General features: G+C 49.4%; 32 protein-coding genes and 2 pseudogenes. 30 read left to right on the top strand and 4 right to left on the bottom strand.

Translation table 11 applies throughout. The annotated features are described in order from the left end of the window. Nucleotides 1–15: 15 nt before the first annotated feature. The 13 genes from ACH0WD_RS06740 to ACH0WD_RS06680 all read left to right on the top strand — a co-directional run bounded on the left by ACH0WD_RS06740 (nt 16) and on the right by ACH0WD_RS06680 (nt 7,681). Complete coding sequence (locus tag ACH0WD_RS06740; protein ID WP_052939564.1) at nt 16–1,278, top strand: hypothetical protein; 1,263 nt, start codon at nt 16–18, stop codon at nt 1,276–1,278. A gap of 12 nt (nt 1,279–1,290) precedes the next feature. Next, on the top strand, nt 1,291–1,749 hold the full coding sequence (locus ACH0WD_RS06735; RefSeq protein WP_052939563.1) for a hypothetical protein: 459 nt from the start codon (nt 1,291–1,293) through the stop codon (nt 1,747–1,749). A gap of 13 nt (nt 1,750–1,762) precedes the next feature. Next, nucleotides 1,763–2,866: a major capsid protein gene (locus ACH0WD_RS06730; RefSeq protein WP_052939562.1), complete on the top strand. Its 1,104-nt coding sequence runs from the start codon at nt 1,763–1,765 to the stop codon at nt 2,864–2,866. 10 nt (nt 2,867–2,876) lie between these two features. Further along, on the top strand, nt 2,877–3,161 hold the full coding sequence (locus tag ACH0WD_RS06725) for a hypothetical protein (protein ID WP_052939561.1): 285 nt from the start codon (nt 2,877–2,879) through the stop codon (nt 3,159–3,161). A gap of 61 nt (nt 3,162–3,222) precedes the next feature. Continuing rightward, nucleotides 3,223–3,429: a hypothetical protein gene (locus ACH0WD_RS06720; protein ID WP_052939560.1), complete on the top strand. Its 207-nt coding sequence runs from the start codon at nt 3,223–3,225 to the stop codon at nt 3,427–3,429. Between the two features lie 2 nt (nt 3,430–3,431). Then, nucleotides 3,432–3,833, top strand: a complete 402-nt coding sequence (locus tag ACH0WD_RS06715; protein WP_052939559.1) for a hypothetical protein — start codon at nt 3,432–3,434, stop codon at nt 3,831–3,833. Continuing rightward, nucleotides 3,833–4,012: a DUF551 domain-containing protein gene (locus tag ACH0WD_RS06710; RefSeq protein ID WP_052939558.1), complete on the top strand. Its 180-nt coding sequence runs from the start codon at nt 3,833–3,835 to the stop codon at nt 4,010–4,012. The genes ACH0WD_RS06715 and ACH0WD_RS06710 overlap by 1 nt, the downstream gene beginning before the upstream one ends. Next, nucleotides 4,005–4,367 carry a hypothetical protein gene (locus ACH0WD_RS06705; RefSeq protein WP_052939557.1) on the top strand — a complete coding sequence of 121 codons (363 nt, stop codon included), beginning with the start codon at nt 4,005–4,007 and terminating at the stop codon, nt 4,365–4,367. The genes ACH0WD_RS06710 and ACH0WD_RS06705 overlap by 8 nt, the downstream gene beginning before the upstream one ends. Nucleotides 4,368–4,454: 87 nt before the next feature. Then, entirely contained in the window at nt 4,455–4,892 is a 438-nt protein-coding gene (locus ACH0WD_RS06700) for a hypothetical protein (RefSeq protein ID WP_001144359.1), read from the top strand. Next, on the top strand, nt 4,889–5,275 hold the full coding sequence (locus ACH0WD_RS06695) for a hypothetical protein (protein WP_000198516.1): 387 nt from the start codon (nt 4,889–4,891) through the stop codon (nt 5,273–5,275). Before ACH0WD_RS06700 ends, ACH0WD_RS06695 begins: the two co-directional genes overlap by 4 nt. Nucleotides 5,276–5,292: 17 nt before the next feature. Further along, on the top strand, nt 5,293–6,033 hold the full coding sequence (locus ACH0WD_RS06690; protein ID WP_000896574.1) for a phage tail tube protein: 741 nt from the start codon (nt 5,293–5,295) through the stop codon (nt 6,031–6,033). 44 nt (nt 6,034–6,077) lie between these two features. Continuing rightward, nucleotides 6,078–6,731: a DUF6246 family protein gene (locus ACH0WD_RS06685; RefSeq protein WP_000644471.1), complete on the top strand. Its 654-nt coding sequence runs from the start codon at nt 6,078–6,080 to the stop codon at nt 6,729–6,731. Nucleotides 6,732–6,952: 221 nt separating this feature from the next. Beyond that, nucleotides 6,953–7,681: a KilA-N domain-containing protein gene (locus ACH0WD_RS06680; protein ID WP_000065269.1), complete on the top strand. Its 729-nt coding sequence runs from the start codon at nt 6,953–6,955 to the stop codon at nt 7,679–7,681. Nucleotides 7,682–7,702: 21 nt separating this feature from the next. Here the strand turns inward: ACH0WD_RS06680 and ACH0WD_RS06675 are convergent, their stop codons facing one another. Beyond that, the gene (locus tag ACH0WD_RS06675) at nt 7,703–7,915 is read right to left on the bottom strand and encodes a hypothetical protein (RefSeq protein WP_223155098.1); all 213 of its coding nucleotides are present in this window, start codon (nt 7,913–7,915) and stop codon (nt 7,703–7,705) included. Nucleotides 7,916–7,994: 79 nt separating this feature from the next. On the opposite strand from ACH0WD_RS06675, the gene ACH0WD_RS06670 reads away from it, so the two are divergent. Further along, complete coding sequence (locus ACH0WD_RS06670) at nt 7,995–8,252, top strand: hypothetical protein (protein ID WP_023230837.1); 258 nt, start codon at nt 7,995–7,997, stop codon at nt 8,250–8,252. A gap of 20 nt (nt 8,253–8,272) precedes the next feature. Here the strand turns inward: ACH0WD_RS06670 and ACH0WD_RS06665 are convergent, their stop codons facing one another. Next, a complete protein-coding gene (locus ACH0WD_RS06665) occupies nt 8,273–8,599 on the bottom strand; it encodes an Arc family DNA-binding protein (RefSeq protein ID WP_000049860.1) in 327 nt (108 codons plus the stop codon). A gap of 110 nt (nt 8,600–8,709) precedes the next feature. On the opposite strand from ACH0WD_RS06665, the gene ACH0WD_RS06660 reads away from it, so the two are divergent. The 8 genes from ACH0WD_RS06660 (at nt 8,710) to ACH0WD_RS06625 (ending at nt 14,818) form a co-directional block, all read left to right on the top strand. Next, entirely contained in the window at nt 8,710–8,883 is a 174-nt protein-coding gene (locus tag ACH0WD_RS06660) for a hypothetical protein (protein ID WP_001154344.1), read from the top strand. 73 nt (nt 8,884–8,956) lie between these two features. Then, nucleotides 8,957–9,595 (top strand): P22AR C-terminal domain-containing protein, encoded by a 639-nt coding sequence (locus tag ACH0WD_RS06655; RefSeq protein ID WP_001028069.1) that lies wholly within the window; start codon nt 8,957–8,959, stop codon nt 9,593–9,595. 79 nt (nt 9,596–9,674) lie between these two features. Next, a complete protein-coding gene (locus ACH0WD_RS06650; RefSeq protein ID WP_001187765.1) occupies nt 9,675–10,463 on the top strand; it encodes an ORF6N domain-containing protein in 789 nt (262 codons plus the stop codon). Nucleotides 10,464–10,869: 406 nt separating this feature from the next. Further along, nucleotides 10,870–11,244, top strand: a complete 375-nt coding sequence (locus ACH0WD_RS06645; protein WP_023167675.1) for a hypothetical protein — start codon at nt 10,870–10,872, stop codon at nt 11,242–11,244. Next, nucleotides 11,237–11,614 (top strand): hypothetical protein, encoded by a 378-nt coding sequence (locus tag ACH0WD_RS06640; RefSeq protein WP_000247488.1) that lies wholly within the window; start codon nt 11,237–11,239, stop codon nt 11,612–11,614. Before ACH0WD_RS06645 ends, ACH0WD_RS06640 begins: the two co-directional genes overlap by 8 nt. Nucleotides 11,615–11,696: 82 nt before the next feature. Further along, nucleotides 11,697–12,050 carry a hypothetical protein gene (locus ACH0WD_RS06635; RefSeq protein ID WP_000758150.1) on the top strand — a complete coding sequence of 118 codons (354 nt, stop codon included), beginning with the start codon at nt 11,697–11,699 and terminating at the stop codon, nt 12,048–12,050. Nucleotides 12,051–12,151: 101 nt separating this feature from the next. Then, the gene (locus ACH0WD_RS06630; RefSeq protein WP_023135292.1) at nt 12,152–12,538 is read left to right on the top strand and encodes a hypothetical protein; all 387 of its coding nucleotides are present in this window, start codon (nt 12,152–12,154) and stop codon (nt 12,536–12,538) included. A 39-nt stretch (nt 12,539–12,577) separates the two neighbouring features. Further along, entirely contained in the window at nt 12,578–14,818 is a 2,241-nt protein-coding gene (locus tag ACH0WD_RS06625) for a tape measure protein (protein ID WP_023135291.1), read from the top strand. Between the two features lie 24 nt (nt 14,819–14,842). On the opposite strand, the gene ACH0WD_RS06620 is transcribed toward ACH0WD_RS06625, so the two are convergent. Further along, nucleotides 14,843–15,082: a hypothetical protein gene (locus ACH0WD_RS06620; protein WP_000730009.1), complete on the bottom strand. Its 240-nt coding sequence runs from the start codon at nt 15,080–15,082 to the stop codon at nt 14,843–14,845. An 85-nt stretch (nt 15,083–15,167) separates the two neighbouring features. Here ACH0WD_RS06620 and ACH0WD_RS06615 point away from each other — a divergent pair, with 85 nt between their 5' ends. The 8 genes and pseudogenes from ACH0WD_RS06615 to ACH0WD_RS06580 form a co-directional block, all read left to right on the top strand. Next, entirely contained in the window at nt 15,168–15,515 is a 348-nt protein-coding gene (locus ACH0WD_RS06615; RefSeq protein ID WP_001115294.1) for a phage tail protein, read from the top strand. A gap of 35 nt (nt 15,516–15,550) precedes the next feature. After that, nucleotides 15,551–16,255 (top strand): phage minor tail protein L, encoded by a 705-nt coding sequence (locus tag ACH0WD_RS06610; RefSeq protein ID WP_001204732.1) that lies wholly within the window; start codon nt 15,551–15,553, stop codon nt 16,253–16,255. Then, the gene (locus ACH0WD_RS06605) at nt 16,255–16,974 is read left to right on the top strand and encodes a C40 family peptidase (RefSeq protein WP_001156981.1); all 720 of its coding nucleotides are present in this window, start codon (nt 16,255–16,257) and stop codon (nt 16,972–16,974) included. Before ACH0WD_RS06610 ends, ACH0WD_RS06605 begins: the two co-directional genes overlap by 1 nt. Further along, the gene (locus ACH0WD_RS06600; protein WP_016062821.1) at nt 16,917–17,444 is read left to right on the top strand and encodes a tail assembly protein; all 528 of its coding nucleotides are present in this window, start codon (nt 16,917–16,919) and stop codon (nt 17,442–17,444) included. The genes ACH0WD_RS06605 and ACH0WD_RS06600 overlap by 58 nt, the downstream gene beginning before the upstream one ends. Before the next feature lie 9 nt (nt 17,445–17,453). Then, nucleotides 17,454–20,633, top strand: coding sequence for a host specificity protein J (locus ACH0WD_RS06595; protein WP_016062822.1), 3,180 nt, complete (start codon nt 17,454–17,456; stop codon nt 20,631–20,633). 8 nt (nt 20,634–20,641) lie between these two features. Beyond that, nucleotides 20,642–21,601 carry a DUF6453 family protein gene (locus tag ACH0WD_RS06590; RefSeq protein WP_001113925.1) on the top strand — a complete coding sequence of 320 codons (960 nt, stop codon included), beginning with the start codon at nt 20,642–20,644 and terminating at the stop codon, nt 21,599–21,601. Between the two features lie 10 nt (nt 21,602–21,611). Continuing rightward, nucleotides 21,612–22,748, top strand: coding sequence for a tail fiber domain-containing protein (locus ACH0WD_RS06585; protein ID WP_001272645.1), 1,137 nt, complete (start codon nt 21,612–21,614; stop codon nt 22,746–22,748). Between the two features lie 604 nt (nt 22,749–23,352). Next, nucleotides 23,353–23,607, top strand: a pseudogene (locus tag ACH0WD_RS06580) (Arm DNA-binding domain-containing protein); the annotation flags it as partial. Nucleotides 23,608–23,624: 17 nt separating this feature from the next. Here the strand turns inward: ACH0WD_RS06580 and ACH0WD_RS06575 are convergent. Beyond that, nucleotides 23,625–24,404 (bottom strand): annotated as a pseudogene (locus ACH0WD_RS06575) (IS3 family transposase); the annotation flags it as partial. Nucleotide 24,405: the final 1 nt, after the last annotated feature.

The following is a 24,405-nucleotide window of genomic DNA, read 5'->3' as shown; positions in this document are numbered from 1 at the left end:
ACGTGAGAATCTTCAATGAAAGTACAGGTTAATGTCACTTCAAAAGTGAACAGCAAAGCCATTCGCAGGGAACAACACAACGGACGCGAACATTGGGTTGTCCCTTCCTACACACTCCCGGCAAACGTGGTCATGAACGGCGGTCTGTATCCGTCCAGCGAGATTGACCAGCACTACACTGGCCTGGAAGGAACGCTGGCACCGCTTGGGCATCCACAGGTCAACGGTCAGTTTGTTTCGGCCTTTAGTCCTGAAGGGCTGAATGTGGGTTACGTCGGAGCATGGAACAAAAACGTCAAGAAGTCCGGCAACCGCGTCTACGTCGAGAAGTGGATCGACACAGAAGTGGCAAAGCGTACCGATGATGGCAAGCGTCTTCTTGAGCGTCTTGAAGCGCTGGAGAAAGGCGAGGATGTACCGCCAATTCATACCAGTGTTGCCGTATTCCTGGAAGAACTGGAAGCGAACGATGAGCAGAAAGCTCAGGGGGCTTCATGGGTTGCGAAAATTCACGCGATGGATCATGACGCCATCCTTCTGGATGAGGTTGGAGCGGCCACACCTGAGCAGGGTGTCGGAATGATGGTGAACGCTGACCTTGCCACGCCACTGAAGGCTAATTCCGGCGCTCTGGTGGGAGAAACATATCGCGAGCGCGAGCGCCGACTGGAGAAGGCTGCGAAAGATAAATTCGCTCCCGGAGAGAAAGAATATGCGTGGGTGGCTGACTTCACTGACTCACAGGCCGTAATCATCCTCAACAATGGCGATCCGAAGGTTTACGGATACAAATCTGAGGGCGGAAAGATTGTCTTTGACGATACCGGGACAGAGGTTCAGCGCCAGAGTTCATGGGTTGCCGTCGTCAACAAGCTCAAATCATTTTTCACACAGCAGGAACAGCCTGCACCAAACCACAAAACGGAGGGCGACATGCCTTTAACCAAAGAAGAACTGGAACAAATCGGCAGCATGGTTAGCGAGGCCGTCGCCACCAATACCGAAAAGGCTATCAAGCCTCTCGCGGAAAAGGTTGATGCGCTACAGGCCAATCAGGACAAGCTGACCGAAACCCTGACCGCAAACTCCCGCGCCGAAGAGAAATCGAAGCGTGAAGCGGTGGCAAAAGTTCACGGCGAGATTGTGGCTAATGCACTGTCAGGCGAAGCGCTGGATGCGATGTTTAAAACAATCGGTGAATCCGCGCCGCTTGGCACCAACTCTGCACAACAGCAGAACGAAACCGGTGCGCCGAACCCTGACGAATACTTCAAATAAGGAGCCAGACTAATGGCACGTTATCGTCGCGTTAATATCGACGGTCAGTCTCTGTACAAGACCGAAACCCGTAAAGTGGCCGCCGCGTCATTGCCGGGAACTTTCGTTACCATCAACGGTGACAATGAGTTTGCAGTAGCCGCAACAACGGTTGGTCGCCTGTATGTGCTCGACCCTGCATTCAGCGAAGGGCTGGGTATTACTGACTCTATCCCTGCTGGTCACTCCACATCTGGTAACTACGTGGAAGAAGGCCGCGAACTGGCAATTCTGTGTCCTGCGGGCACTTACGCCAAAGACACCCCGATCAAGTTGGGAGCAAATGGTCAGGGGGCGATTGCCGACTCTGACACCGACACCGTTCTTGGCTATAGCCAGGACGATGCAACTATCGCTGCCGGCGCTACCGACTTTATCCTCGTGCGCTTCCGCGTAGGTACTGTAGCCCCGGCAACTGGCGGCGGCGAGTAAAAGGAGAATATGAATGTACTTCACTAAAGAAACGCTTGCCACGAATAGCCGCCTGCGCCTTCACTGGAACTCTCTGTGGGCGCAGCGCAACATCTGGGATACCGCGCATAACATCATGGTTAACCAGTACCGTGGCGCGATGGATGCAGAAACGCTGGCAGCCAATGCGCTGGCCGGTGATGGGCTTGGTCGTGAGTTCTGGGCTGAAATTGACCGCGAAATTGTCCAGTCTCGCAATCAGGTGATCGGCATGGAAATTGTCAACGATCTGATGGCTGTGCAAACCGTCCTGCCGATCGGTAAAACCGCCAAACTTTACAACACTATTGGCGATATCGCTGATGATGTCTCTGTGAGTCTTGACGGTCAGGCGCCGTATTCCTTTGACCACACTGATTACGGTAGCGATGGTGACCCGGTTCCGATTTATACCGCTGGCTTCGGTGTTAACTGGCGTCTTGCCGCAGGACTGAACACCGTCGGCATTGATCTGGTGCTGGATTCGCAGACAGCAAAAACCCGTAAGTTCCATAAACGCCGAGTGACTGGTTATCTGGATGGTAATCCGACAATTCAGGTTCAGAACTATCCGGCACAGGGCCTGCGCAACCACCGCAACACCGCCAAAATCAACCTTGGCTCTGGCGCGGGTGGCGCGAACATCAACCTGACCACTGCAACCCCGGCACAGGCGCTGGCGTTTTTCGGTCCGACCGGTGCATTTGGTGTGACTGCCCGGGCCAACCAGGTTACAGCCTATGACGTTTTGTGGCTGTCCCCTGAAATCATGGCGAACCTGTCCAAGCCATACACCATTGAAGTGGGTGACGGTACCAACGCGATCATCAGCGGTTCAGTTCTGGATGCTATTCGTAAGTTCATTCCTGTGAAAGATATCCGCCAGACTTATGCGCTGAGCGGTAACGAGTTCCTGGCTTATGAGCGCCGCAAAGATGTGATCTCACCGCTGGTTGGCATGGCCGTTGGTGTTGTTCCTCTGCCGCGTCCTATGCCTCAGAGCAACTACAACTTCCAGATCATGTCTGCTGAAGGTTTGCAGATTAAACGTGATGACGAAGGTCGATCTGGCGTGCTGTACGGCGCGAATCTGGCATAAGGAGAGCAACATGGCTAAATACCAGGTAACCAGAGCATGGCATGGAGTGAACGTCGGTGATGTGGTTGAAATTGAGAAACTGCATCCTGCGCTGAAGCCTCATGTTATGAAACTCTCTGATGCGGCATTAACTCCGGCGACGCCAAATGCAGGTACGGATGTGAAATCCCGTAAAGAGATTATCGCAGAGCGCCTGACTGAGCTGGGTATCGAATTTAAAGGAAACCTTGGGGCTGAAAAGCTTAGTGAGCTGTTGCCGGATGGCGAACTCGAAAAACTTTTCCCTGCTGAATAACTGCCGCCGCTAAGGCGGTTTTTTTATGCCCCGTTCCGGCGGGGCTATTTCAGGAGACTATATGAACCAGGAAGATATTAATCAGCCACTGCCATATTCGCAGTTTTCTGAGATTTCATCGTTGAGCGTCACCAATGAGATTAGTCTGGCGATATCCAGCACTACCGAACTGGTTAAAGACTCTTCGAGCGTGGAACGACTGATTCTCCTAAAGCATCTTCGCGCGCTTTGCGATCTGCAACTCAATAAATTATCAGGGCTGGAATAGTTATGGTGACGCTCGAACAGGCCAAACAGTATTTGCAAGGGCAGGGCGTTTCTATTCCAGACTTCATGCTTCAGGCGTTAGTGGACGATGTTAACAGCATTCAGGAATGCCTCGATGCGCATTACCCGGCATCAAAGGCGTTGGCAATCCAGATGTATTTGCTTGCATTGATGGGCCTGGGGCAAGGCGATAAGTACATTAGCTCCCAGACTGCACCCAATGGTGCATCGCGTTCATTCCGGTATCAGTCGTTCACCGACCGCTGGAAAGGGGCGCTGGCATTGTTGCGTGGCGCTGACAAATACGGTTGCGCTAATGACCTCATCCCTCCAGACCCGACCAATACAGCGTTTGCTGGTATCTGGATTGGCAAGGGTGGCTGCATGTGCAGTGGGAGTAAGTAATGGCATGGATATCGGTTAAGCAGCGATTGCCTGAGCCGTTCGTGAAAGTCTGGGTGATGACCGACAGTGGCAAGCGCGTTACCGGCTATGTCAAAAGTAACGGTGAATGGTATCTGCTGTGCCGGAAGGTTGCGGCGGAGAATCCGGAGGTGATCCGGTGGGAGGATGGCAATGTCTGAAATAGCACGCTGGAGTTACACCAATGTTGCGACCATCTACCCGCGCGTCTACGACGACTGGAACAGCACCTGGACAAGCGGAACTCCCTACCTGATTGACTGCACCTGGACGGCAAACAATGAAGTTGCGGTAGATGCCAGCGGGAAAGAGTTCACCACGAATCTGATTTTCTTCACTGAACTGAAGTGTAACGGCGTCGATGCGACCATGCCGTTACGCGACTGGTATATCGCCAGAGGTGACACAACGGCGCAGGTCGATCCCCTGAAAGCTGGCGCGAACGTCATCAAAGCGGTGACGGAATGGGATATGTCACCATTCGGCGAGGAGCCGGACTACAAAATTCTGACGTGAGGTGAACTATGTTTTCTCTTGGATTGGCTTGTTTTGTCCTGGGTTTCTCTTGCTGCGCTGCGTTTATTCAAATTATCAGGTGGTGGTATGCCCGTTAAAGGTATCAAGCGTGTTCAGATGAACACCAGCAAGGTGCTGGCAGAAATTGCCGGGCCACGCACAGAAAGAGTGCTGACTGAGGTCATGATTGTCGGATCGTCTCACGCCGCGCTACTTACTCCCATTGACACATCCACGCTTATCAACAGCCAGTACAAAAAGCTTGAACCAATGCCCGGTGGGATGCAGGGAAAGGTCGGGTACACGGCTGCATACGCTGCCGCCGTTCACGGTATGTCCGGGAAGCTAAAAGGCCAGCCGCGTGAACACTTCGGCAGAACTCGCGCTGGAAAAGAATTCGGTGGCGGCACGGGGAAGGGGAACTACTGGGATCCCGATGCCGAGCCGGGGTTCCTGACCAAAGGCTTCGAGCGTGACGGTTTCAACGAGATTAAGGCCATCATCAAGCAAGGGTACAAAGTATGACACGTAGCGAAGTGTATGACGCGCTGAGAGCGTGGTTGCAATCGCATGGCTTTGATGCTGGCTATCGCATCCAGAAACGCTTCTGGAATGAACTGGAGAGTACGGAGGGGGAACGATATCTCATTATCCAGCAAAACGGCGGTGGCAAGCCTGAGGAAGCCATAACGCGCGACTTTTTCCGCATCCTTGTTTTGTCAGGCCAGAACGACAGCGACATCAATGAAGTTGAAAACCGCGCCGACGCCATCCGCCAGGCGATGATCGACGACTACAGAACCGAATGCATCATCTCGATGCAGCCAATCGGCGGTATCACCGCCATCCAGACCGAAGAAGGCCGTTACCTCTTCGAGATTTCCTTTCAAACCATCATTTCCAGATAACATGGAGATAATTAATTATGGCCGGATGTGAGTCAGGTGCATTCACAGGGCGCGATGTCGTTGTTTATTACGCGATTGGCTGCCCGGAAGTACAACCTACCGCCAGCGCTTACCAGCGACTCGGCATGATGCGCGGTAAAACAGTTAATGCAGAGTGGGAAACCGCAGATGCAACTGCCGATATGAGCGCCGCGTTTACGCAGGAAAATCTTGTTACCTATAAGAACATTTCGTTCTCTGGTGACGGCGTTACCCGCAAAGAGGATGTATACGCGCAAAACGCGCTGAAGCGTCACGTTTATAACCCGCCAGCGGAGACCAGCAACCAGCCGTATGTGTGGTTCAAAATCATCTCTCCAAACGATATCACCGAAGGGCCATTCATGGTTACTTCATGGGGTGATGAAGCTCCACACGATGATGTGGCAACGTGGTCCATTGAGGCATCAAGTGCAGGTCAGGTTGATGTGCGTGATGTCGGTGCAGTTATTACCATTACCACCCAGCCGCAGGGTAAAACACTGACTGCTGGCGACACCCTGAATCTGACAGTTGCAGCTACTGTTTCAGATAGCTCATCATTGACTTATCAATGGAAAAAAGACGGAACCAATGTGAGCTCCGGTGGTACGACAGCTATATATACTAAGTCCAGTGCGACAACAGGCGATTCTGGTTCATATACTTGTCAGATTAGCTCCAGTACCGCAGCCAGTGTAACCACCAATCCGGTCACAGTGACTGTCAACGCATCGTAACTTCTTGCCAGGAGGCACCGTCCTCCTTTTTCTTATGGGGATTCATGAAAGCAATCACCGATATCGGCCAGGCTGTCATTCGCGCCGGCGACAAAGAGATATTTCTCAACCCTTCATTTCTGGCTATGTCCCGAATCGGAACGCCTGAACAAATCGTTGATGTTTTCGTGAAAGTTCATGCGGGCCATTACCCAAAGCACAGAATTGCTGACCCCCAGATACTAAAAGCGGCTAATGCCCGCTGCTTTGCTGAAATGGCGGCAGCTGCAGCCAACGTAGTCAAGCGCTGTTCTGAAGGTGACGTTGCTGAAATTATCGGATCCTACTCGGTTACTAGTGCGGGGCGACTTCTGTTCAAGCCGGGAGCCATCCCGATCGAGGATGTTATCCAGATTGCCCGCCATCTGATTCTTCATGGTGTAATGGGCGACCAGCCACCGGAAGAATTCGAAGGAAAGAAGGGTGAATACAGCGACAAATTCGATGTACGGTCATTCGTCTATACCGCTGTTGCTCACCTCGGCATGAGCGAGTCAGACGCATGGGATATGACCATGACCAGCTTCCGGGCCGCCATGAACGCTAAATTTCCGCAGAAAGAGAAAGCCAGAGTGCCGACTCAGGAGAAATACGACGAAGTCATGGACTGGGCAGAACAAATGCTGGCGATGGATGCGCAGAGGCATGGGCCGCACTAAAAAATCTCTCGCCTTAAGAAATTCGACAAGTGACTTTTAAGACAATGCCTCGCATACGCGGGGCATTTTTGTATCCGCAGTAAATGCGCATTCCCCGCGCTAATCAAACCAGGAGCCCTTTTCGGGATATGAGACAGAGATAGGACGGTGGCTTCCGTCGTGCCGCTCTTGGGCTGTCCATATCTGGGGAACTGGCTCATATCACCAAAAAGGAAAGAATGATGTCTAACATTATCCCAATTAATTTCGAAGGCCACTCGATGCGCTTCTATGATGATGGCTGGATTGATGCAACAACAGCAGCGGAAAAATTCGATAAAGTGCCAAATGAATTCCTCCGTCTGCCGGAAACTGAATCATATATTCAAGGACTTGAGCGTAGATACGGGAAAATCCCGTATGTAAAAACCAGTCGGGCGCGTAAAGATCGTGGCGGCGGAACATGGCTGCATCCAAAACTGGCTGTTCGCTTTGCACGCTGGCTTTCTGTAGATTTTGAAATCTGGTGTGACGAACAAATAGACGCCATTATTCGCGGCCATACAGCACCTGTTGATGATGAGCGCATTAAGGCAATCTTTCTGCTTAGCGATCCGTCTTCGTGGGAAAAGCGTTTTAATGACCCGCTGTATGATGCGCTATTCAGAATGACCGGGCTTCCCCGCCATAGAAATGATCGAAAACCAATGTTATTCAGCCTTATTAGCGCTAAGTGGATTTACGGGCCGGTCCTGCCTGCTGAAGTCTACGCGGATGTAAAAGCACGACTGGCGGTCGGTGAGAAAATCCACCAACACCTAAAACCAGACGCACTTAAACTGGTTGAGAATCAGATTATTGCTGTGACCAGCATTGCTAACGGTTGTTCCGACTATCGAGACTTCGAATCCCGTTGCATGGCAGCATTCCCCGTCAAAGGGCAGATGAAGCTTCTTTATGCGGCAGCGTGATGAATGGTGCGTACAGCCCACTCAGGTGGGCTTTTTGTCGTCGCTCTCGCTGAATACGATTGTTTTGGCGTCTTCAAGGATTTCAGTCAATTCGTGGTGGGTGATGTTATCAAGCGATATCTTCTTCCCGTCCTTTTCGATGGTCGCTTTCTTGCCTCTGTTTCGGTTTAGATAGGCGATAAAGCAGGCGCTAAAAGCCGCCCAGAATGGTCCTGAGTTGATAAGTTCAATCACTATCTCCTTCATCGAATCCTGAGCTGAGTTAACAGCCAGTTTTGGTCCGTTATTTTTTTCTTCCGCTAAGGAGTGCTGTATGGCGTATTCATCAAGAATTGTACAAAAAGCATCTGACATATCAGACGGCAAGGACAGCCTTAAGCCGGGGGTGCGCATAACATTCTCCTTTGATAGTTGGTCTGAACGACTTTGTTGTTTGCGCTTCTTTCTTCGCTCCGCCATTGCAGCTTTGCTGAACAAAGAGCTGGAACAAATCTTCTATGATGAAGATTTTGGAAAGATCACCAAAAACATGACCAAAGTACCGCAAAAAAGAGAACGCCAGGAAGCCTGATATTTGATCAGGCTAGCCGGTCAGGTGGGCTTGCTGCTCTTCTTTGGGATCATTTCATACTTTTCTATAAGGTTTTCAACGACACTTTTTGCAGTATCTTCAGCAGCAAGCGACACAATCTTGTTAAGTTGACTCATCGACATAGTGACAACCTCATCACTTGATGATGGGGAGAGTGGCTTATCCCAAGCAACAATCTGCGCCTTAAGGGCATCCTCCAGTATCTGAACTATCTCAGAGTTCATTGACCTGCCATTAGCTTTGGCGCGTTCGGCTATGGCGTCGCGCATCCCGTCCGGGAAGCGGAGGTTGAACTTATCTTGCATCTGGCTTGGGTACTTACTCATAACATCACCTGAGAATATTTTGAAAATTATTATGGGGCCAACTTGACATATCGCGCAATGGTGTTAACTTAATATCAGGTGTTAACTTGGCCCCAAAAGGAGATAAAGCAATGCAAGATACGCTTTTTACTGAGCGCAAAAACATCAAACTCAATCTTCGACTACCTTCTCGACTCGATCAGGAGCTTCGCAGACTGGCGGAAATGGACTGCATTTCGCTGAACTCTGCAATAGTTCGTTTGCTGGCAAAGGGTGTAAGGGAAGAGGTGGCGAATGGTCGTTAAAAATGTTGAAGCCCCAACTGCTCGAACAGCTAGGGCTTCAGTGTCAAATGATTCCAGCGAAGGAAATATCGACATGAATATTGTAGCAAAATCAGATTACAACTTCCAAGGATTCGCTTTTAATCCTGTGACAGAAGGCGGTTCTATTTGGTTTACCTCCACTGAACTAGCTAAGGCCCTCGGCTACAAAAAAACCGATGCCATCAGCCAGATTTATGCTCGTAACGCCGATGAATTTTCCGACTCTATGTCGTTGACCCTCAATATGAAGGTCAACGGGATAAACAATAGCTTACGTAACAAATCGGTCAGAGTTTACTCACTCCGAGGCGCTCACTTGGTGGCGATGTTTGCTTCTACGCCCAAGGCCAAAGAGTTCCGCCGTTGGGTGCTGGATATTTTGGATCGGCAGGCAGAATGCTCACCGATTGCAAAACAGTTTACTGACGAAGAGCTGGTCAATCTCTGCTACTTACAATTGTGGATGGAGAAGAGTCAACAAATGTGCAAACACATCTATCCAGGAATGAAGCAAATTGGTTCTGAGCTTTCAGGAAGGATTTACGATATTGCATATGAGACTCGCTACATGTCAGAAGAAACCAAGAAATCACTTCTTCGTGAAATGAAGAATCTTGATACCAACAATTTTGTCGTAAAGAACGCTCAGCCAATGCTGGCAAAACTGCGCGGCGAGGAATGGATTCATTGATTAGTGCACAGGACAGCGCAAAAAGAAAAACCGCCAGTGGCTGCTGGCGGCTTACATTAACTACTGATTGGAGTCTTACATGCAACAATCTTCATCAACTGCTGTAAATGTAGCACCGTTAAATGCGGTTGTCGATCCCCTCGATTGCCCTGTAATCGTGTGGGAAGGAGTGAGGGTCGTCACGACTGATACTCTTGCCAAAGGATACGGAACGGATGAGTCCAATATCCGTAAAAATCACTCTCGTAACAATTCCCGATTTATTGAGGGGATCCATATTTTCACTGTTAAAGGAGGAGAGCTGAAGAGTTTGCGAGTGACTAATAGTCACGCACAAATTTCAAACAAAGCGCGCTCTGTGACGCTCTGGACAGAAAAAGGCGCGGCTCGCATGTCAAAAATTGTCGATACTGACGAGGCGTGGTCTTTCTTTGAGCGCCTGGAGGATTCGTACTTCCGTCCAGCCACGGCTGTCGGCATCCCACTTACCTACGAAGCGGCTTTAGAAGACCTGCTGGCAAAGGTGAAGGAAAACCGGGTTATCACCGAACAGCGTGACCGGGCAGTGAAAGAGAAGCTTTGGATCTCTGAGAAGCGGGAAGCTACTGCTATGGCGACCGCCTCTGCGGAGAAACGTAAGGCGAATGCTTTGGCTGAGAAATTGGGTGAATGCAAAAAACACGCGACTATTAAAGCAGTGCAGCGAGTAACTGGTAAGTCATTCAGCCACTGGCCGTTGAAGAAATGGTGTGCCGCTAATGGCATGGAGCCTAAAGACGTACCGGATGCGACCTACGGTAGTGTAAAATCATGGCCCGCAGAGGCATGGAAGGCAGTTAACCAAATCGACATAAAGGGGATGTTCTGATGCAGGCTTTACAGCGAGTAAGCGCCCCGGTGTACGTGGTTTCTAATCATGGCAAGACGTTCCGCTGTTTTAGTCGAAACACAGCAATTAAGCGGCTTGCTCATTTTATGACCCAGCGGATGTTCTGTCGCGCAGGTATTGAGACACGACCGGTTACGAAGGTGGATCGTGATGACGTAGCTATCCACTACATCAACAAGCCAATCCAGCGTTACTGGGATGCACAGGCGAGATGTGAAAGGCGGCTGAGAAAGATCCTTTCCAGAAAGTAGCACCACCCTTTAGCAAAGCTATAACCCAAACCCGCTTAACTGCGGGTTTTGTCGTCGCCATGGATAGATGATCAGTTTATATAGCGATGTCCCGCGTGATAAATTTACGGAAATACATTTCGTGGTGAATCAAAGTGGAAGATGAAAAAAAGCGCCAAATGCAGCTTCAACTGACACTTCAGCGACGACTGGAGAAAGTCACTCCAGAGCTATTCTCTGAATATCTTTTCGAACGCGGCGTCAAAACAGTCATATGTCCAATGTGTGGTAGTGATGATATTTCTATCCCTAACGCCAGTTCGATGACTGTAGGGCCTGAAGGGTGTGAAAGCAACACTTATGCCATTCCAGTCAAACTAGACACAGAAGGGCCACCATACTCATTGGTGAAATATGAGTATCGATTGATATGCAAAAACTGTGCGTATTCGATGCATTTTGCAACGTGGCCGGTATTGAAGTGGGTGGAGCAGAAGCTTTCTGATTCAGGGAAGGGAACCAATGGTTAATAAAAAAATAGATGATAATATTTATTTTGGAGACTTCCCTAAACATGGTGGCGGCGGAAGCGGAGGTGGTGAAATGCTCGAAGTACGAGTGGCTAAGCTTGAATCCAACGTTGAGGATATCAAAGCAAACCTGTCTGAGGCGCGGGTTGACATTCGAGACCTTCGTAACACGTCATCAGGAACAAGTAGAGATGTGGCGGTAATTCTTCAGAAACAGTTAGATATTGACGAAAAACTATCAAAAAAACCCAGTATCAGCGATATGGACAGAGCCATATCAACTGCCGCAAACAAGCAAATAATCTGGACGGTTTCTGTCATGGTAGGAATTGCGGGCCTATCAATGGCTGTAGCTAAGCTCATTTTCTAACGCAGGATAAGCTCAGTTTTCTCATTGACCTCACTATTCATGATGTTAGGATGTTTCCGATTGCAATCAAAGGAAACATAAAATGAAGAAGGTAGTTGCTTTAGCTCTCGGGGCTTTAATGCTGTCTGGCTGTACTGTTCGCGTTGCTGATATGACCGTAGGTAGTACCAAAAACTACAACCTGAACGCAGCTAAGTTTGAAAAAGGTCAGCGCGTAACTGGCGAAGATAAAGCACCAATTGTGATTTTCCCTCTTGGTATCCCAAGCGTCAAAACTGCAATGGATCGCGCTATTGAGAAAGATAAGTGCGCTGTTGGTCTGAGTGATGTTGTTATCTACCAGCTTAACCATGCGTTCCTGTTCGGCACGTATGGTTTCCGTGTTGAAGGTACTCAAATCATCGATAAATCTCAGCTTGGTTGCGAAAACCGCTAATCTGCTGGGTATACTGACAAGCCACCTCCGGGTGGCTTTTCTTTTTCGAGCGCGAGATCCCTGCTAGGATTCCCTCATCTTTTACTAAAGGGGATAGGGATATGAAACGAGAAACAATTCTCTTGGCATCAATGCTGACGTTGACTGGGTGTTATGATACTCCGCCAACCAAGGACGAGGCTTTCCAGTTAGGGAAAAGGGAACTTTCAATGGCTTTATGCGGAGATAAATCAGCGTCATGCTTCATTGTCCAGGGGGGAAGCTCCAAGGTTTCAGAAAGGAAGAATGACAATACCTATGGAGCTTCGGCGACTTTCAGGAATATCGTTGGAAAAGAAAAACCATTGGATTATCAAGAAGGTATTGTTTTCTTTGATATTGATGCAAAAAATAAGGCCGTTTACGTAAAATCAATCGAGGCTTGGTCGACAAACGGAAGTAAGTCAATCAGGTTATGCGGCCATAATTACAAATTTTGTAAATCGTAACCCGCTCCGGCGGGTTTTTTATTGCCCGGAGAAAGTGAAATGACCCAAAACGTCGGTGATATTGAATATGTGATTAAGGCTGATACTGCTCAGCTGCTGCGCGCAGATAAGAAGGTTACATCTGTAACCAATAACATGGATACTGGGTTTAAGAAGGCTGATAATTCTGCGTCAAAGCTGTCTACGACAATAAGCAAGCTGTCTGCCGCCATTTCTGTTGCGTTAATTGTTGAGTGGGGGAAGAAGTTCCTTGAGCTTGCGGACAACATGACACAACTCCAGGCAAGGATAGCAAGGCTTTCAACGGATGCCTCCACAGCAAAAGAAACGTTTCAGTCGTTGACGCAAATATCGTCAAAAACAGGCGCCAGTCTGTCGGATACAACCAAACTGTGGGAAACATTGACATCGTCTCTTAAAGAAGCTGGCGCATCGAATGCTCAGGTATTAAATCTTACCGATACGCTGCAAAAAATTGGTCGCATAGGCGGAAACTCGACAGAAGAAATGTCGAATGCTCTTCGCCAGTTTGGGCAGTCAATTGCGTCAGGCACTGTCAGAGCAGAAGAATTTAACTCAATCCTCGAACAGATGCCTGAGTTAGCAAGACAGATTGCTGCTGGCATGGGTATTAGCATGGGTGAGTTGCGTCAGCGAATGCTCAATGGAAAGTTGACAGCGCAAGATGCTCTTAATGCTATACAGGACAGAACGACAGTTGTTAACGAGGAATTTAATAAGCTTCCACGTTCATTATCACAAGCTACCGGCTCTCTCGAAACATCATTTGCAAAACTTGTCTCCTCAATAAATGACGCAACTGGAGCATCAAGTGCAGCAGTTACTGTCATTGATGGATTGGCAAAATACATCGAGTTACTCGGAGACTCGTCAACATCAACTGCAGATAAACTATGGTCTCTCGCTGGTGCTATTTCAAAACTTAATCCTGGATATATTGGAAAACTTTTAGCTGACGGGCTTATAGGAGATGAACCTCCAAAACAAGTCGATGTATTAAGCGAGAAAATTGCCAATCTTACCGGGGATTTAAAAGGGCTTTATGGGCAGGCTGAAAAAACAGCGCATGTGGAGATACCTCAGACCGATAACAATAAGGGAGGAAAAGGAGGTGGTGGGAAGTCCACTAAGAAACAGGCAGATGAAGCAACAGAGTCTCTCGCCAGACAGCAAGCCGCACTCGATCGCCTGAACACTGGTTACGCCGATGGCTCTCTCGAATTAGCGAAATACGACGCTGTAGTTGCTCTTGGAAATAAAGCATCAGGAGAGCAGATTGCCAAAGCTGAACAGCAAGCGGAATCCATATGGAAAATACAGCAGGCAACCAAAGCGGCGGCAGAAGAGGAAAGGAAGCGCACACAGGCGGGTCAAAACTTTACCGGGCTACATGGGCAGGTATCACCAGTTGCCGCAGTAGATAACACCTACGCACAGCAAATGGCGCAGCTTGACGAGTATGTGCAGCTTTACCCACAAAAAATTGCAGAAGCAGAAGCCGTCCGCGCAGGAATTGAAGATCAGTATCATCAGAAACGCATGGCCGCAATGTGGGAGGAATGGCAGCAGCAAAGCGAGATTAATAGCATGCTTGGCGCGGCTGTAGATTCGCTTCAGGGCGGGGCGACCAATGCCATAACCGGGCTGATTAACGGAACTCAGAGCCTTCAGGAGTCACTGGCAAACATCGGCACAACCATCCTGAACAGCGTTGTTGGCGGCTTCGTTCAGATGGGCGTCGAGTGGGTTAAAAGCCAGTTAATGGGACAGGCCGCAGCGGCATCATCATTAGCGTCTACGATGGCTCAGGCTACAGCAGCAGCTTCAGCGTGGGCACCGGCAGCAATGAGCGCCTCAATCGCAACGTACGGTAGCGCCGCAGCCATAGGTCAGGCTGCTTATGCGGAATCCATGGTCGCTGCGAAAGGGCTGGCTCTTGCCGGAGGCCGTCGCTACGGCGGCACAGTATCAGCCGGCAACGCCTACCGCATCAACGAAGATGGACGCTCTGAAATCTTCCAGACTGCAGGTGGGCAGCAGGCATTCATCCCGAACCAGTCAGGGAAGATTATTCCTGCTGACAAGGCCGGAGGAGGCGGGTCGTTTAGCCCTGTAATGAACCTCACGATAAATACTACGGGAGGAATTGGTAATGAGGAGATCGCAAGGCTGCGTAAAGTGTGGAACAACGACATGCTGAAAATGATGGTAGACCAGAGCACGCGGCCGAACGGTTTACTGCAAGGGCGGAGAAAATAAGCGGCCTTAAAGCCGCTTAATAATTCACTCTTGGCCAACTCCCGTTTTGACTATTTCTTCAATGATGTCGTTAACGGTATCGGCTGCTGCACGAAGCTCTTCCTTCGAGGTTGAGTTACTTTCAATCCCATCAAAATTCATAGATCTAGTTTCTGCCAGTCTCATAAGAATTTGTTTTTGATCTTCATTAAGAATTGCGATTACGTAGCTGAGAACTGTTTTTACAGCCAATCCAGTAAGTAGTTCATTAGAAGGTGCAGCCATGTTTTTAACCTCTTATTTTGATGGATAAACAAACGCAATTGTAACATGCAAAACCGTACAAAAATAAATCCATAAGGGCTTAAATATGCCAGAAACATTCACATGGACACCGCAGAAAGCCTACTCCGTTGAGCGAACGCCGAACGTAGCCGTCGTTAAGCTCGGTGACGGTTACGAGCAGCGACAGGTGAAGGGTATCAATCCGTTAATGGATAAATATTCGATCACCTTTCGCGGAGTCAGCGGCGCTTGCCGCAGCAACCCGGCAAAGGATGCTGAGGCATTTCTCAAGGCTCGAATGGCGGTAGAGTCATTCTACTGGACTCCATCCGATACGGGAGTGCAGGCATTGTTTGTCTGCCGCTCCTGGAATATGACAAAGACCGGGCCGCTGTTTGAACTGACGGCCACATTTGAACAAGTACCACGATAAGCCACCTCCTGGTGGTTTTTTAATGGGAGTTTGCCGTGCGCGACATACCAGCAAATTTGATTATCGACAGCGTGGACGCCGGAGTTGGCGCATTTATCGACCTGTTCGAAGCTGACCTGCAACCATTTGGTGGTGACCTTATCCGTTTCCATTCCGGCACAAACGGCTATTACGGCAATGTTATCTGGAAAGGTAACCAGTACCAGGCGTACCCGATAGCGGTTGAAGGATTCGAGTCAAAGAACGAAGGCACATATGCCCGCCCATCAATGTCGGTGGCGAACGTTACCGGCCTGCTGACCGGGATTAACCATGACTTTGACGACATGCTGGGCGTGGTTATTACCCGGCGTCAGGTTCCGGTGAAATATCTGGACGCGGTGAATTTTCCGAACGGCAATCCTGATGCAGATCCGACACAGGAAGCCGTTTCCCGCTACGTTGTGGAAGAGATGACCGAAGAGACATTTGAGCAGGTCACTTACACGCTGGCGACGCCGATTGACTGCGATAACGCCATCATCCCGGCCAGAACTATCCTTGCAGACGTATGTCAGTGGCAGTATCGGGGTGTTGGGTGCGGCTATGACGGCCCCCCTGTTGCAGACGAGCGCGACAACCCAACCACTGACCCGGCGAAGGACAAATGCTCACATCGACGTACTGGTTGCCGGTTCCGCTATCCACGGCCTGAACCAATGCCAATAAGCAGTTTCCCTGGCTCTCAAAAGGTCTCCTGATGCAAGAATTACTCGATTATGCGGCATCGTCGCAGGATGAAGTATGCGCGCTTATCCTGGGTGAAGAGCGAGTGTTTCGCTGTCGGAATGTGCATCCAGAGCCATGGCATCACTTCCGCATAAGTGATGATGACTGGCTTGCGGCGGAGGAAGAAGGGGAGATTATCGCAGTCTTCCATTCGCATCCGCAAAGCCAGCCAGTGCTTTCTGGTTCTGACCGGCAGATGCAGGTAATGACGGGGCTGCCATGGTGGCTTGCATCTGGCGGGCAACTGAGGAAATACAGGCCCGTTCCATTCCTGCGGGGGCGCAGGTTCGAACATGGCGTCATGGACTGCTACACCCTTTTCAGGGACGCATACCACCTGTGCGGCATTGACCTGCCTGATTTTGAGCGCACTAACGGATGGTGGTTGCGCGGTGAAAACCTCTATCTGAGCAACATGCCGCTCAATGGATTCCGCCAGGTATCGCCGGGAGAGGCGCAACCAGGTGACGTCATTATCAGACAGCCATTCCCCGGCGCTGACCCTTGCCACGCAATGATTCTCCTCGAAGACAACATGGTACTTCATCACGACCACGCCGGACACCTGAGCCGGAGAGAACCAATGCGCCCGGCATACGTTAAGCAGATGCATTCAATCTGGAGACACGAACAGTGCTCATCTTTAAATTTGCAGGCAATTTACGCCGATTTTACCGCCAGATATCCCTGAATGTTGATACGCCAGCGCAGGGGTTGCGCCTTCTGCTGGCGCAGGATTTTGAATTCAAAAAAGCCTTTCTCAATACAAAGCTGCGGGTGCGGGTGGCGGGCGAGGATGTTGAGGAATCTGCGATGCAATGGCATCTGGACCGCCACCTTAAAGATGGCTCAGTGGTTCTGTTCGTGCCGGTAGTGGAGGGGGCAATTTCTGCTGCTGCGGCCGCATGGATTGCGGTGGCCGTCAGCGTGGCTTCGGTAGCTTACTCGGTCTACATGTCACGAAACATGAAAACCAAAACCTCTGCAGAAGCCGCAGAGACTAATACGCTCACAAACAACTCATTTACCAGTGCTGAGAACCGGGTGGGGCAGGGCCGGGCGGTACCAATCCTTCTCGGAGAAATGGCTGTTGGGAGTAACGTAATCAGTCTCGGGATCGACACTTCTAATAATTCCGACTGGACAGAATCAATAGGCTAAGGTGGCTATATGTCTTCAGGTGGTGGTAAAGCATCAACCCCAAAACTCCTCGACGATAACCTCAAATCAAAACAGTTTTACCGGGTTCTCGATCTGATATCGGAAGGTCCGATTGCAGGGCCTGTCGATCAGGAACACATGTCATCGTTTATGCTTAACAAGACACCAATCACGGATGCAAGCGGAAACGTTAATGTGAATGGAATTAGCGTAGCGTGGCGCCCCGGATCGGAAACTCAGCAGCCAATTAATGGCTTTTCTGCTATTGAAGCAACCACCATCGTAAACACAGATGTAACCCATGACACCCCTCTTGTTCGTACCATAACCGACCAGGACGTAACCCGGGTGCGGTTCAACGTAGGCGTTACCGGTCTGGTTGAGCAGGACACTAAAGGAAACCAGAACAACACTTCCGTCACCATGGTGCTTGAGAGTAGAACAGGTGCTTCAGGATGGGTCATTGAAAAGACAGTTACTATCACCGGTAAAATATCAGGCCAATATCTCGAGGCTCATCTGATCGACGCTCCAGATATTAAGCCGTTTGATATTCGTGTACGCCGCATTACGCCTGACAGCAGCAGCGATTTACTGTCCAACGGCACTATCTGGAATAGCTACAGTGAAATCACCGACGACAATCTGAGCTACCCATTTTCAGCCATCGCTGGCGCTGTTATCGACCGCGACCAGTACACTGACACTCCAAGCCGCACCTACCATCTTCGCGGACTGATTGTGGACGTTCCTGACAACTATGATCCGATTGCCAGAACTTACTCGGGGTTGTGGACTGGCGGATTCAAAAAAGCGTGGACTAACAACCCGGCGTGGCTGTTCCGTGAACTGGCCAAGAATACGCGTTTTGGCCTGGCGAAACGTGCCGGTTATATCGATGTAGATGACGGTGCGTTGTACGTCCTCTCACAATATTGCGATCAGCTTGTGAACGATGGCTATGGCGGGCAGGAACCAAGGATGACGCTGAATGCCTATATTACCGAGCAGGCGAGTGCGCGTGACATTCTCGACAAGATAGCGAGCATGTTTCGGGGTATAGCGCTGTGGGACGGGATGCGACTGTCTGTCATGCTGGACGCGCCACAGGATCCGATAGCGACAATCACGAATTCTAACGTGGTTGATGGCGAGTTCAAGCGTAGCTCCGTGAAGCGTTCAGAGAAATACAATGCCGTTGTTGTGTCCTGGACTGACCCTGATAACGGCTGGGAGCAGGTAAAAGAGTATGTTTCCGACGATGAGATGATTGCCCGCGGAAACTACAACGAAACCACTCTTGAGGCGTTTGGCTGTACCTCACGCGGTCAGGCATGGCGAGCAGGGAAATGGCTGCTGGAAACAGCAAAGCGTGAAAGCAGCAGACTGTCTTTCCAGATGGCGCGCGATGCTATCCACTTCACACCGGGTGACATAGTTGAAATCATGGACAACAACTATGCTGGCGCGCGGCTCGGCGGCAGAATTATGTCACATTCAGGCAATAAAATTACCGTTGATGCTGTCGAATCATCGCTTATAGCTGGCGGCGATACCATGTCTATCATGGGGAGCAGCGGTAAGTTCGTGAAGTACGTCATTGATGGCGTTGCTAACAACGTTGTAACCCTGAAGACGACTCCATCATGGGTGCGGGATGGAACAGTGTTTGCTATCTCTACCAGCAACGTTTCAACTCGGTTATTTCGTATCCTCAGCGTCGCAGAGACAGAAAACAATTCCGTATACAGTATTACTGCATCACAGCATGATCCGAATAAACAGGCCATTGTGGATGAAGGCGCAGTGTTCGAAATTCCTAACGACACGCTTAATGGCTACCGCGTTCCGAACGTTGAAAACCTGCGGATTATTAACACCAATTCGGAAACGGTACAGGTTATGGCGACATGGGAAACAGCTACGACGACCAAAAAGCTTGTTTTCGAACTTTATGTCTACTCGGGTGATGGGAAAGTGGTTTCTCAGTACGAAACAGACCAGTTCCGGTATGAGTTTTATGGGCTGGCCGCCGGTAGCTACACGCTGGGTGTTCGTGGCCGCAATGAAAACGGGATGAAAGGTGTTGAAACGCAGATCAGTATGATTATCGGTGCGCCACCTGCACCATCCAGCATTATCTGGACGCCCGGCCTGTTTTCTGCTGACCTGGTGCCAGTCATGCGTATCACCGCCACCACAGATACTTCTTTCGAATTCTGGTACTCAGGGCAAAACAAGATTACCGATCCGGCTAATATCGAAGACCTGGCGCAGTTTTTGGGGCGCTCAAACCAGTGGACACTCCACGGCCTGCAGGCAGATAAGACATATTACGTTTATGTGCGCACCAGGAATGCTTTTGGTGTGTCTGAGTTTGTTGAGGCGTCAGGTCAGGCGTCATCCGATATTCCAGGTATGATAGATCTCATTGATGAGCAGATACGCGAGTCAGACGCGTTCAAAAATGTTCAGGAAGGTGTCGACATTAACCTGGAAGGCGTCATGTCGAACGCACTGGCTAATCACGGTAAGGTTGAACATCAGTACCAGCAGTATGGGGAGGTTCGCGCCGACATCCTTGTTGTGAAAACAACTGTCGCTACTGCCGAGCAGGGGCTCGCCGATCTTTCCACTTACGTACAGGCACAAATAGGCCCTGAAGGAGAGTTAACCTCAGCCGTAAATCAGAAAATGACCGCTGAGGTAAATAGTGATGGGACTGCAAAAGCCTCTTACACACTCAATATGGGGATTGTCAGGAACGGTGTGAAATATAACACCGGATTCGGCATGTCTATCGAGCCATCGGGGAATAGCTATAAATCTACCGTTGTATTTGCTGCGGAACAGTTCGGCATTTATTCCGGTAATAACCCCGGCAACTGGCAGGCTGCATTCTTCGTCTATAACGGACAGGTATTTATTCGTAGCGCATTAATTCAGGAAGCATCCATCGATTTTGCGAAAATTACCGATTCACTTCAGTCTGCAAACTTTATCCCCGGTGGTGGTGGACGCGGATGGAATTTACCAAAATCTGGTAGCCCAGAATTCCATGGGAAACTCTATGCCGACAGCGGTGAATTTGCATTTAACGGAGTGAATAACGTTACTCGCATTGACGGCAATGGGATCACAGTAAATCTCTCAGGAGGTGGTCGTGTTGTTGTTGGACGATGGACATAAGGTGAAATATGCCGGAAGGAATACTGATAGATTATAACGATGGCCGTCCTGCGATGGCGATTACAGCGGGGCTCCGTGCCCCGTCATTCTGCACAAGTTTTGCTGGTTACGGTACGGGGGCAAACCAGTTTCAGGTTAATACTCCATTAACGTCAGGCTCCACAGTTTTTGTTTTACCGACACGTCCGGTTGACGTTCAGGAGTTCGCAGACAATCAGACATGGATAGTTTTACCGATATATATGACATCCGTTACAAGAAACGGAGACAACGGTGTGACTGTTAACGGTACAAACAGGGGAAACTACCAGCGAATACCAAACTGGGCAGGAACTGTATTTGAAATTCTCCCTGCTGCTACTTACAACGAAGGACTTCTCGTTTCCAACTCTACTGATTTCACTGCAATTTCGAATCAGGCAAGATTAATGACATGTGCTTATGTTGGCACGGTGACAGTCAACGGCTCGATGGCGCTTCCCGTATCAGGAATACCATTCGGGAAGTGGGATAACAATAATGTGTCTGTAGGATTTGACGGAGCAAATATTATTGTAAGAGACATCAATTACTCAGGACGGGATGATGTTTCCGCATCTGTAACAATGGAACTGGTAATTTTCAATAATACCGCGCCTGTAGCCGGTGATGGCATTACCATGACTAATTCGGCTGGGCAGGTGACATTTTCAACAGTGAAGCGCCCATTTGTATATGACCAGCAGCTAACGGTAACAGACAATAATCAATACATAGGTGATAAATATTGCCAGATAGTATTTACAGGTGCGCAGTCAAGACGAGTGGATGGATATTTTAATATAAGGAAAAAGGGCGTGGTAATGTCAGGTGGAAGCATCCGGTCAGCGTATAATCAGGTTGTTGGTAATTACAATGACAACAGATTTGATATGACATTTAATCAAAATATCAATATGCCAATTCTTGTCCTTCCGGATATGTATTGAGGAAATATTCATGTCAGCAGGAACCTTAACTCTTACCAATGACACAGATGCTGTTACTGGCAGCGGCACAGCGTTTACAGCAGAACTTGCTGCTGGCGATTTTATTGTCGTAACTGTCGGCGGCATCCCTTATACACTTCCGGTTAAAGCAGTAAATAACAATACATCACTGACGCTGGTTAGTGTTTACACAGGCCCGACACAATCCGGCGCTGCGTGGTCTGCCGTGCCTCGTGTTGCTTTGAACATGGTCACGGCTGCCTTGGTGGCTCAAAGCGCTGAGGCATTGCGAGGACTGAATTACGACAAACAGAACTGGCAGCAGGTTTACAGTACAGACGGAAACATCACAGTGAAGCTGCCAGATGGCACTACCTTCACCGGCCCGTCATGGAAATACCTGTCTGACAATATTGTGTTGCAGAATGATTCTCGTCTGACAACCATAAATGGTAAAACCGGTGGAATTATTAACGGCGAAATTTCCCTCACTCGTTCAGCCACAGAAAATATTTCAAACAGAATCGTCTTTACTACCATTGTTGCTGCTGAGGGGTTAACTGCATGGGCTGAGCGTCATAATTTTGCTGATGGCACTAATCGCCAGATACTCAACTTAAGTTCTGTATCAGGTTCGCGTAAAGCGGTACTTCATGCAGATGGTGGGGTCCTCTGCAGAGCGGGTATGAATAACCTTTCGTTGTTACGTACTGGATACTTTATTGATTACGAGTCAGGTCCAATCTCCCTTTATATAGACTCTACCCGTATGGGAGAAATACAGCTATCAGCGACCTCTGACAGGCTTTTGAAGAAAGAAATTGAGTATTTATCAGATATGGTTGGTGCAGATCCTTCTGCCAATGCGCTGAATGAAGTACTCCAATGGAACCCGGCAACATTCAAGTATAAGAAACGCAGCATTATCCCAGAGAGCGATACCCATCTTGGGTTCATTGCTAATGACCTTGTCGAAGTCTCGCCGGAGTGCGTTAAGGGGAAAGGGCTGGAAGATGGCTATGATGAGAACAATACAGCGGAAGCATATTCACTCGATGAGATAGCTATGATAGCTAAGCTGACATTGTCTATTCAGGAGTTGCAAAAACAGATTTCCGAACTTCAGGCGAATGGTGCTGGAAGCTGAATAATGCGCAGCCATCGTATGCAAGAACGTGCTTTGGTAGGCCGCCTGACAAGAGCGAAGCATCAGACACTTCGCGTCCGGTGTTCGGAGTAATAACGTACTTCATCAACAGTGCGACAGATGATTTAAGTCAAGCTAAAGGTGGCACTACGCCACCTTCTCATCAAGCCAGTCAGTCCAAAATTGCATCATCTCCAGGTGTGTATCAGGATACGCTGTGCGGTTGTACACAGATCGAGTCCCAGTTAGTTTTATGTTTTCTCGGTGACGTGAGACAAAAATGGGACGTAAAGGCTTTTATATGCCTTTCGACCAATTTCTATCTTTTTCGAATATGGGACGTGTGAGCGCAGGTATGACGCGGTATGTTGTTGACTTAAAAGGTAGTTCTTATAATTCGTAATGCGAAGGTCGTAGGTTCGACTCCTATTATCGGCACCATCTCAAGTTCCTCAAACGTCCGTATTCATCCATAAATACACTGATTTATAACGACTTTATTGCTTTTTTGTCCATCACCGTCCGTAACCATCCAGTAGAATCCGACACTGAATGTGTATAGGATTATGTATATGTTCCTGTTCGGTCTTGGATTCCTATCCACATGCCTTTAAACGATATGCAGATTCGCTGCGCTAAGCCTGAAACTAAAGCCTATACACTCGGAGATGGGCAAGGGTTGTCATTGCTAATTGAACCTAATGGAAGCAAGAGCTGGCGGTTCCGTTATCGTTTTGCCGGTAAGCCAAAAATGATCTCGCTGGGTGTGTATCCGACGATCACACTTGCAGATGCCAGTTCTCGTCGTGATGATGCCCGAAAACTTGTGGCAGAAGGAAAGAGCTGTGATCCTACCCGCGTAATATGGGCACAACCCTAAGCGAGGTTCTGGTTTTCAAATTGTTCCGGACTGAGACCGCCACAGGCACTGTGACGACGCCACCGATTGTAATCACACTCAATATAATTAAACACTGCTGTCCGCATTATTTCCCGGCTGACAAAGTCCTCTCCGTGGATACATTCCACCTTCAGCGTATGGAAGAAGCTTTCCGCACAGGCATTGTCGTAACAACAACCTCTGGCGCTCATACTTCCCCGCAGATTATGGCGTTTCAGTAAGCTCTGATAATCCGTTGAACAGTACTGACCGCCTCTGTCTGTATGCACGATGACATTTTCCGGACATTTACGCCGCCACAGCGCCATCTGTAACGCATCGCAGGCAAGCTGTGCTGTCATCCGCGAAGACATCGACCAGCCAATGACTGACCGCGACCACAGATCGATAACCACGGCCAGATAAAGCCAGCCTTCACCAGTGCGAAGATACGTGATGTCATCCACCCACTTCTGATTCGGGCCGCTGGCGTAAAAGTCCTGCTTCAGCAGATTCTCTGAGACTGGCAGACCATGTTTGCGGTAACTGACCGGACGGAACCGGCGCGAGGCTTTCGCCCGCAGCCCCTGCCGACGCAGGCTGGCCGCCACGGTTTTCACGTTGAACTGGTAACCCTGAGCACGAAGCTCATCCGTCAGGCGTGGCGCACCATAGCGTTGTTTTGCGTCACTGAATGCTTCCCGGACGACGTTATCACAGACAAGGCGGAACCGCTGACGCCGGTTTATCTGATGACGACGCTGATGCCAGACGTAC

This window comes from Salmonella sp. 2020_1395 (assembly GCF_043848115.1).
Lineage (GTDB): Bacteria > Pseudomonadota > Gammaproteobacteria > Enterobacterales > Enterobacteriaceae > Salmonella > Salmonella enterica.
The sequence above is the reverse complement of the archived record's forward strand: the minus strand, read 5'-3'. Positions and strand labels throughout refer to the sequence as shown.

Excerpts from the sequence above, each read along its gene's own strand:
- ACH0WD_RS06700 (WP_001144359.1), top strand. The coding sequence starts at position 4,455 with ATGCCCGTTAAAGGTATCAAGCGTGTTCAGATGAACACCAGCAAGGTG.
- ACH0WD_RS06680 (WP_000065269.1), top strand. The coding sequence starts at position 6,953 with ATGTCTAACATTATCCCAATTAATTTCGAAGGCCACTCGATGCGCTTC.
- ACH0WD_RS06720 (WP_052939560.1), top strand. The coding sequence starts at position 3,223 with ATGAACCAGGAAGATATTAATCAGCCACTGCCATATTCGCAGTTTTCT.
- ACH0WD_RS06620 (WP_000730009.1), bottom strand. The coding sequence starts at position 15,082 with ATGGCTGCACCTTCTAATGAACTACTTACTGGATTGGCTGTAAAAACA.
- ACH0WD_RS06615 (WP_001115294.1), top strand. The coding sequence starts at position 15,168 with ATGCCAGAAACATTCACATGGACACCGCAGAAAGCCTACTCCGTTGAG.
- ACH0WD_RS06605 (WP_001156981.1), top strand. The coding sequence starts at position 16,255 with ATGCAAGAATTACTCGATTATGCGGCATCGTCGCAGGATGAAGTATGC.
- ACH0WD_RS06640 (WP_000247488.1), top strand. The coding sequence starts at position 11,237 with ATGGTTAATAAAAAAATAGATGATAATATTTATTTTGGAGACTTCCCT.
- ACH0WD_RS06660 (WP_001154344.1), top strand. The coding sequence starts at position 8,710 with ATGCAAGATACGCTTTTTACTGAGCGCAAAAACATCAAACTCAATCTT.
- ACH0WD_RS06730 (WP_052939562.1), top strand. The coding sequence starts at position 1,763 with ATGTACTTCACTAAAGAAACGCTTGCCACGAATAGCCGCCTGCGCCTT.
- ACH0WD_RS06670 (WP_023230837.1), top strand. The coding sequence starts at position 7,995 with ATGGCGTATTCATCAAGAATTGTACAAAAAGCATCTGACATATCAGAC.
- ACH0WD_RS06715 (WP_052939559.1), top strand. The coding sequence starts at position 3,432 with ATGGTGACGCTCGAACAGGCCAAACAGTATTTGCAAGGGCAGGGCGTT.
- ACH0WD_RS06685 (WP_000644471.1), top strand. The coding sequence starts at position 6,078 with ATGAAAGCAATCACCGATATCGGCCAGGCTGTCATTCGCGCCGGCGAC.
- ACH0WD_RS06740 (WP_052939564.1), top strand. The coding sequence starts at position 16 with ATGAAAGTACAGGTTAATGTCACTTCAAAAGTGAACAGCAAAGCCATT.
- ACH0WD_RS06590 (WP_001113925.1), top strand. The coding sequence starts at position 20,642 with ATGCCGGAAGGAATACTGATAGATTATAACGATGGCCGTCCTGCGATG.
- ACH0WD_RS06630 (WP_023135292.1), top strand. The coding sequence starts at position 12,152 with ATGAAACGAGAAACAATTCTCTTGGCATCAATGCTGACGTTGACTGGG.
- ACH0WD_RS06585 (WP_001272645.1), top strand. The coding sequence starts at position 21,612 with ATGTCAGCAGGAACCTTAACTCTTACCAATGACACAGATGCTGTTACT.
- ACH0WD_RS06655 (WP_001028069.1), top strand. The coding sequence starts at position 8,957 with ATGAATATTGTAGCAAAATCAGATTACAACTTCCAAGGATTCGCTTTT.
- ACH0WD_RS06705 (WP_052939557.1), top strand. The coding sequence starts at position 4,005 with ATGTCTGAAATAGCACGCTGGAGTTACACCAATGTTGCGACCATCTAC.
- ACH0WD_RS06665 (WP_000049860.1), bottom strand. The coding sequence starts at position 8,599 with ATGAGTAAGTACCCAAGCCAGATGCAAGATAAGTTCAACCTCCGCTTC.
- ACH0WD_RS06595 (WP_016062822.1), top strand. The coding sequence starts at position 17,454 with ATGTCTTCAGGTGGTGGTAAAGCATCAACCCCAAAACTCCTCGACGAT.
- ACH0WD_RS06635 (WP_000758150.1), top strand. The coding sequence starts at position 11,697 with ATGAAGAAGGTAGTTGCTTTAGCTCTCGGGGCTTTAATGCTGTCTGGC.
- ACH0WD_RS06690 (WP_000896574.1), top strand. The coding sequence starts at position 5,293 with ATGGCCGGATGTGAGTCAGGTGCATTCACAGGGCGCGATGTCGTTGTT.
- ACH0WD_RS06725 (WP_052939561.1), top strand. The coding sequence starts at position 2,877 with ATGGCTAAATACCAGGTAACCAGAGCATGGCATGGAGTGAACGTCGGT.
- ACH0WD_RS06650 (WP_001187765.1), top strand. The coding sequence starts at position 9,675 with ATGCAACAATCTTCATCAACTGCTGTAAATGTAGCACCGTTAAATGCG.
- ACH0WD_RS06710 (WP_052939558.1), top strand. The coding sequence starts at position 3,833 with ATGGCATGGATATCGGTTAAGCAGCGATTGCCTGAGCCGTTCGTGAAA.
- ACH0WD_RS06625 (WP_023135291.1), top strand. The coding sequence starts at position 12,578 with ATGACCCAAAACGTCGGTGATATTGAATATGTGATTAAGGCTGATACT.
- ACH0WD_RS06735 (WP_052939563.1), top strand. The coding sequence starts at position 1,291 with ATGGCACGTTATCGTCGCGTTAATATCGACGGTCAGTCTCTGTACAAG.
- ACH0WD_RS06695 (WP_000198516.1), top strand. The coding sequence starts at position 4,889 with ATGACACGTAGCGAAGTGTATGACGCGCTGAGAGCGTGGTTGCAATCG.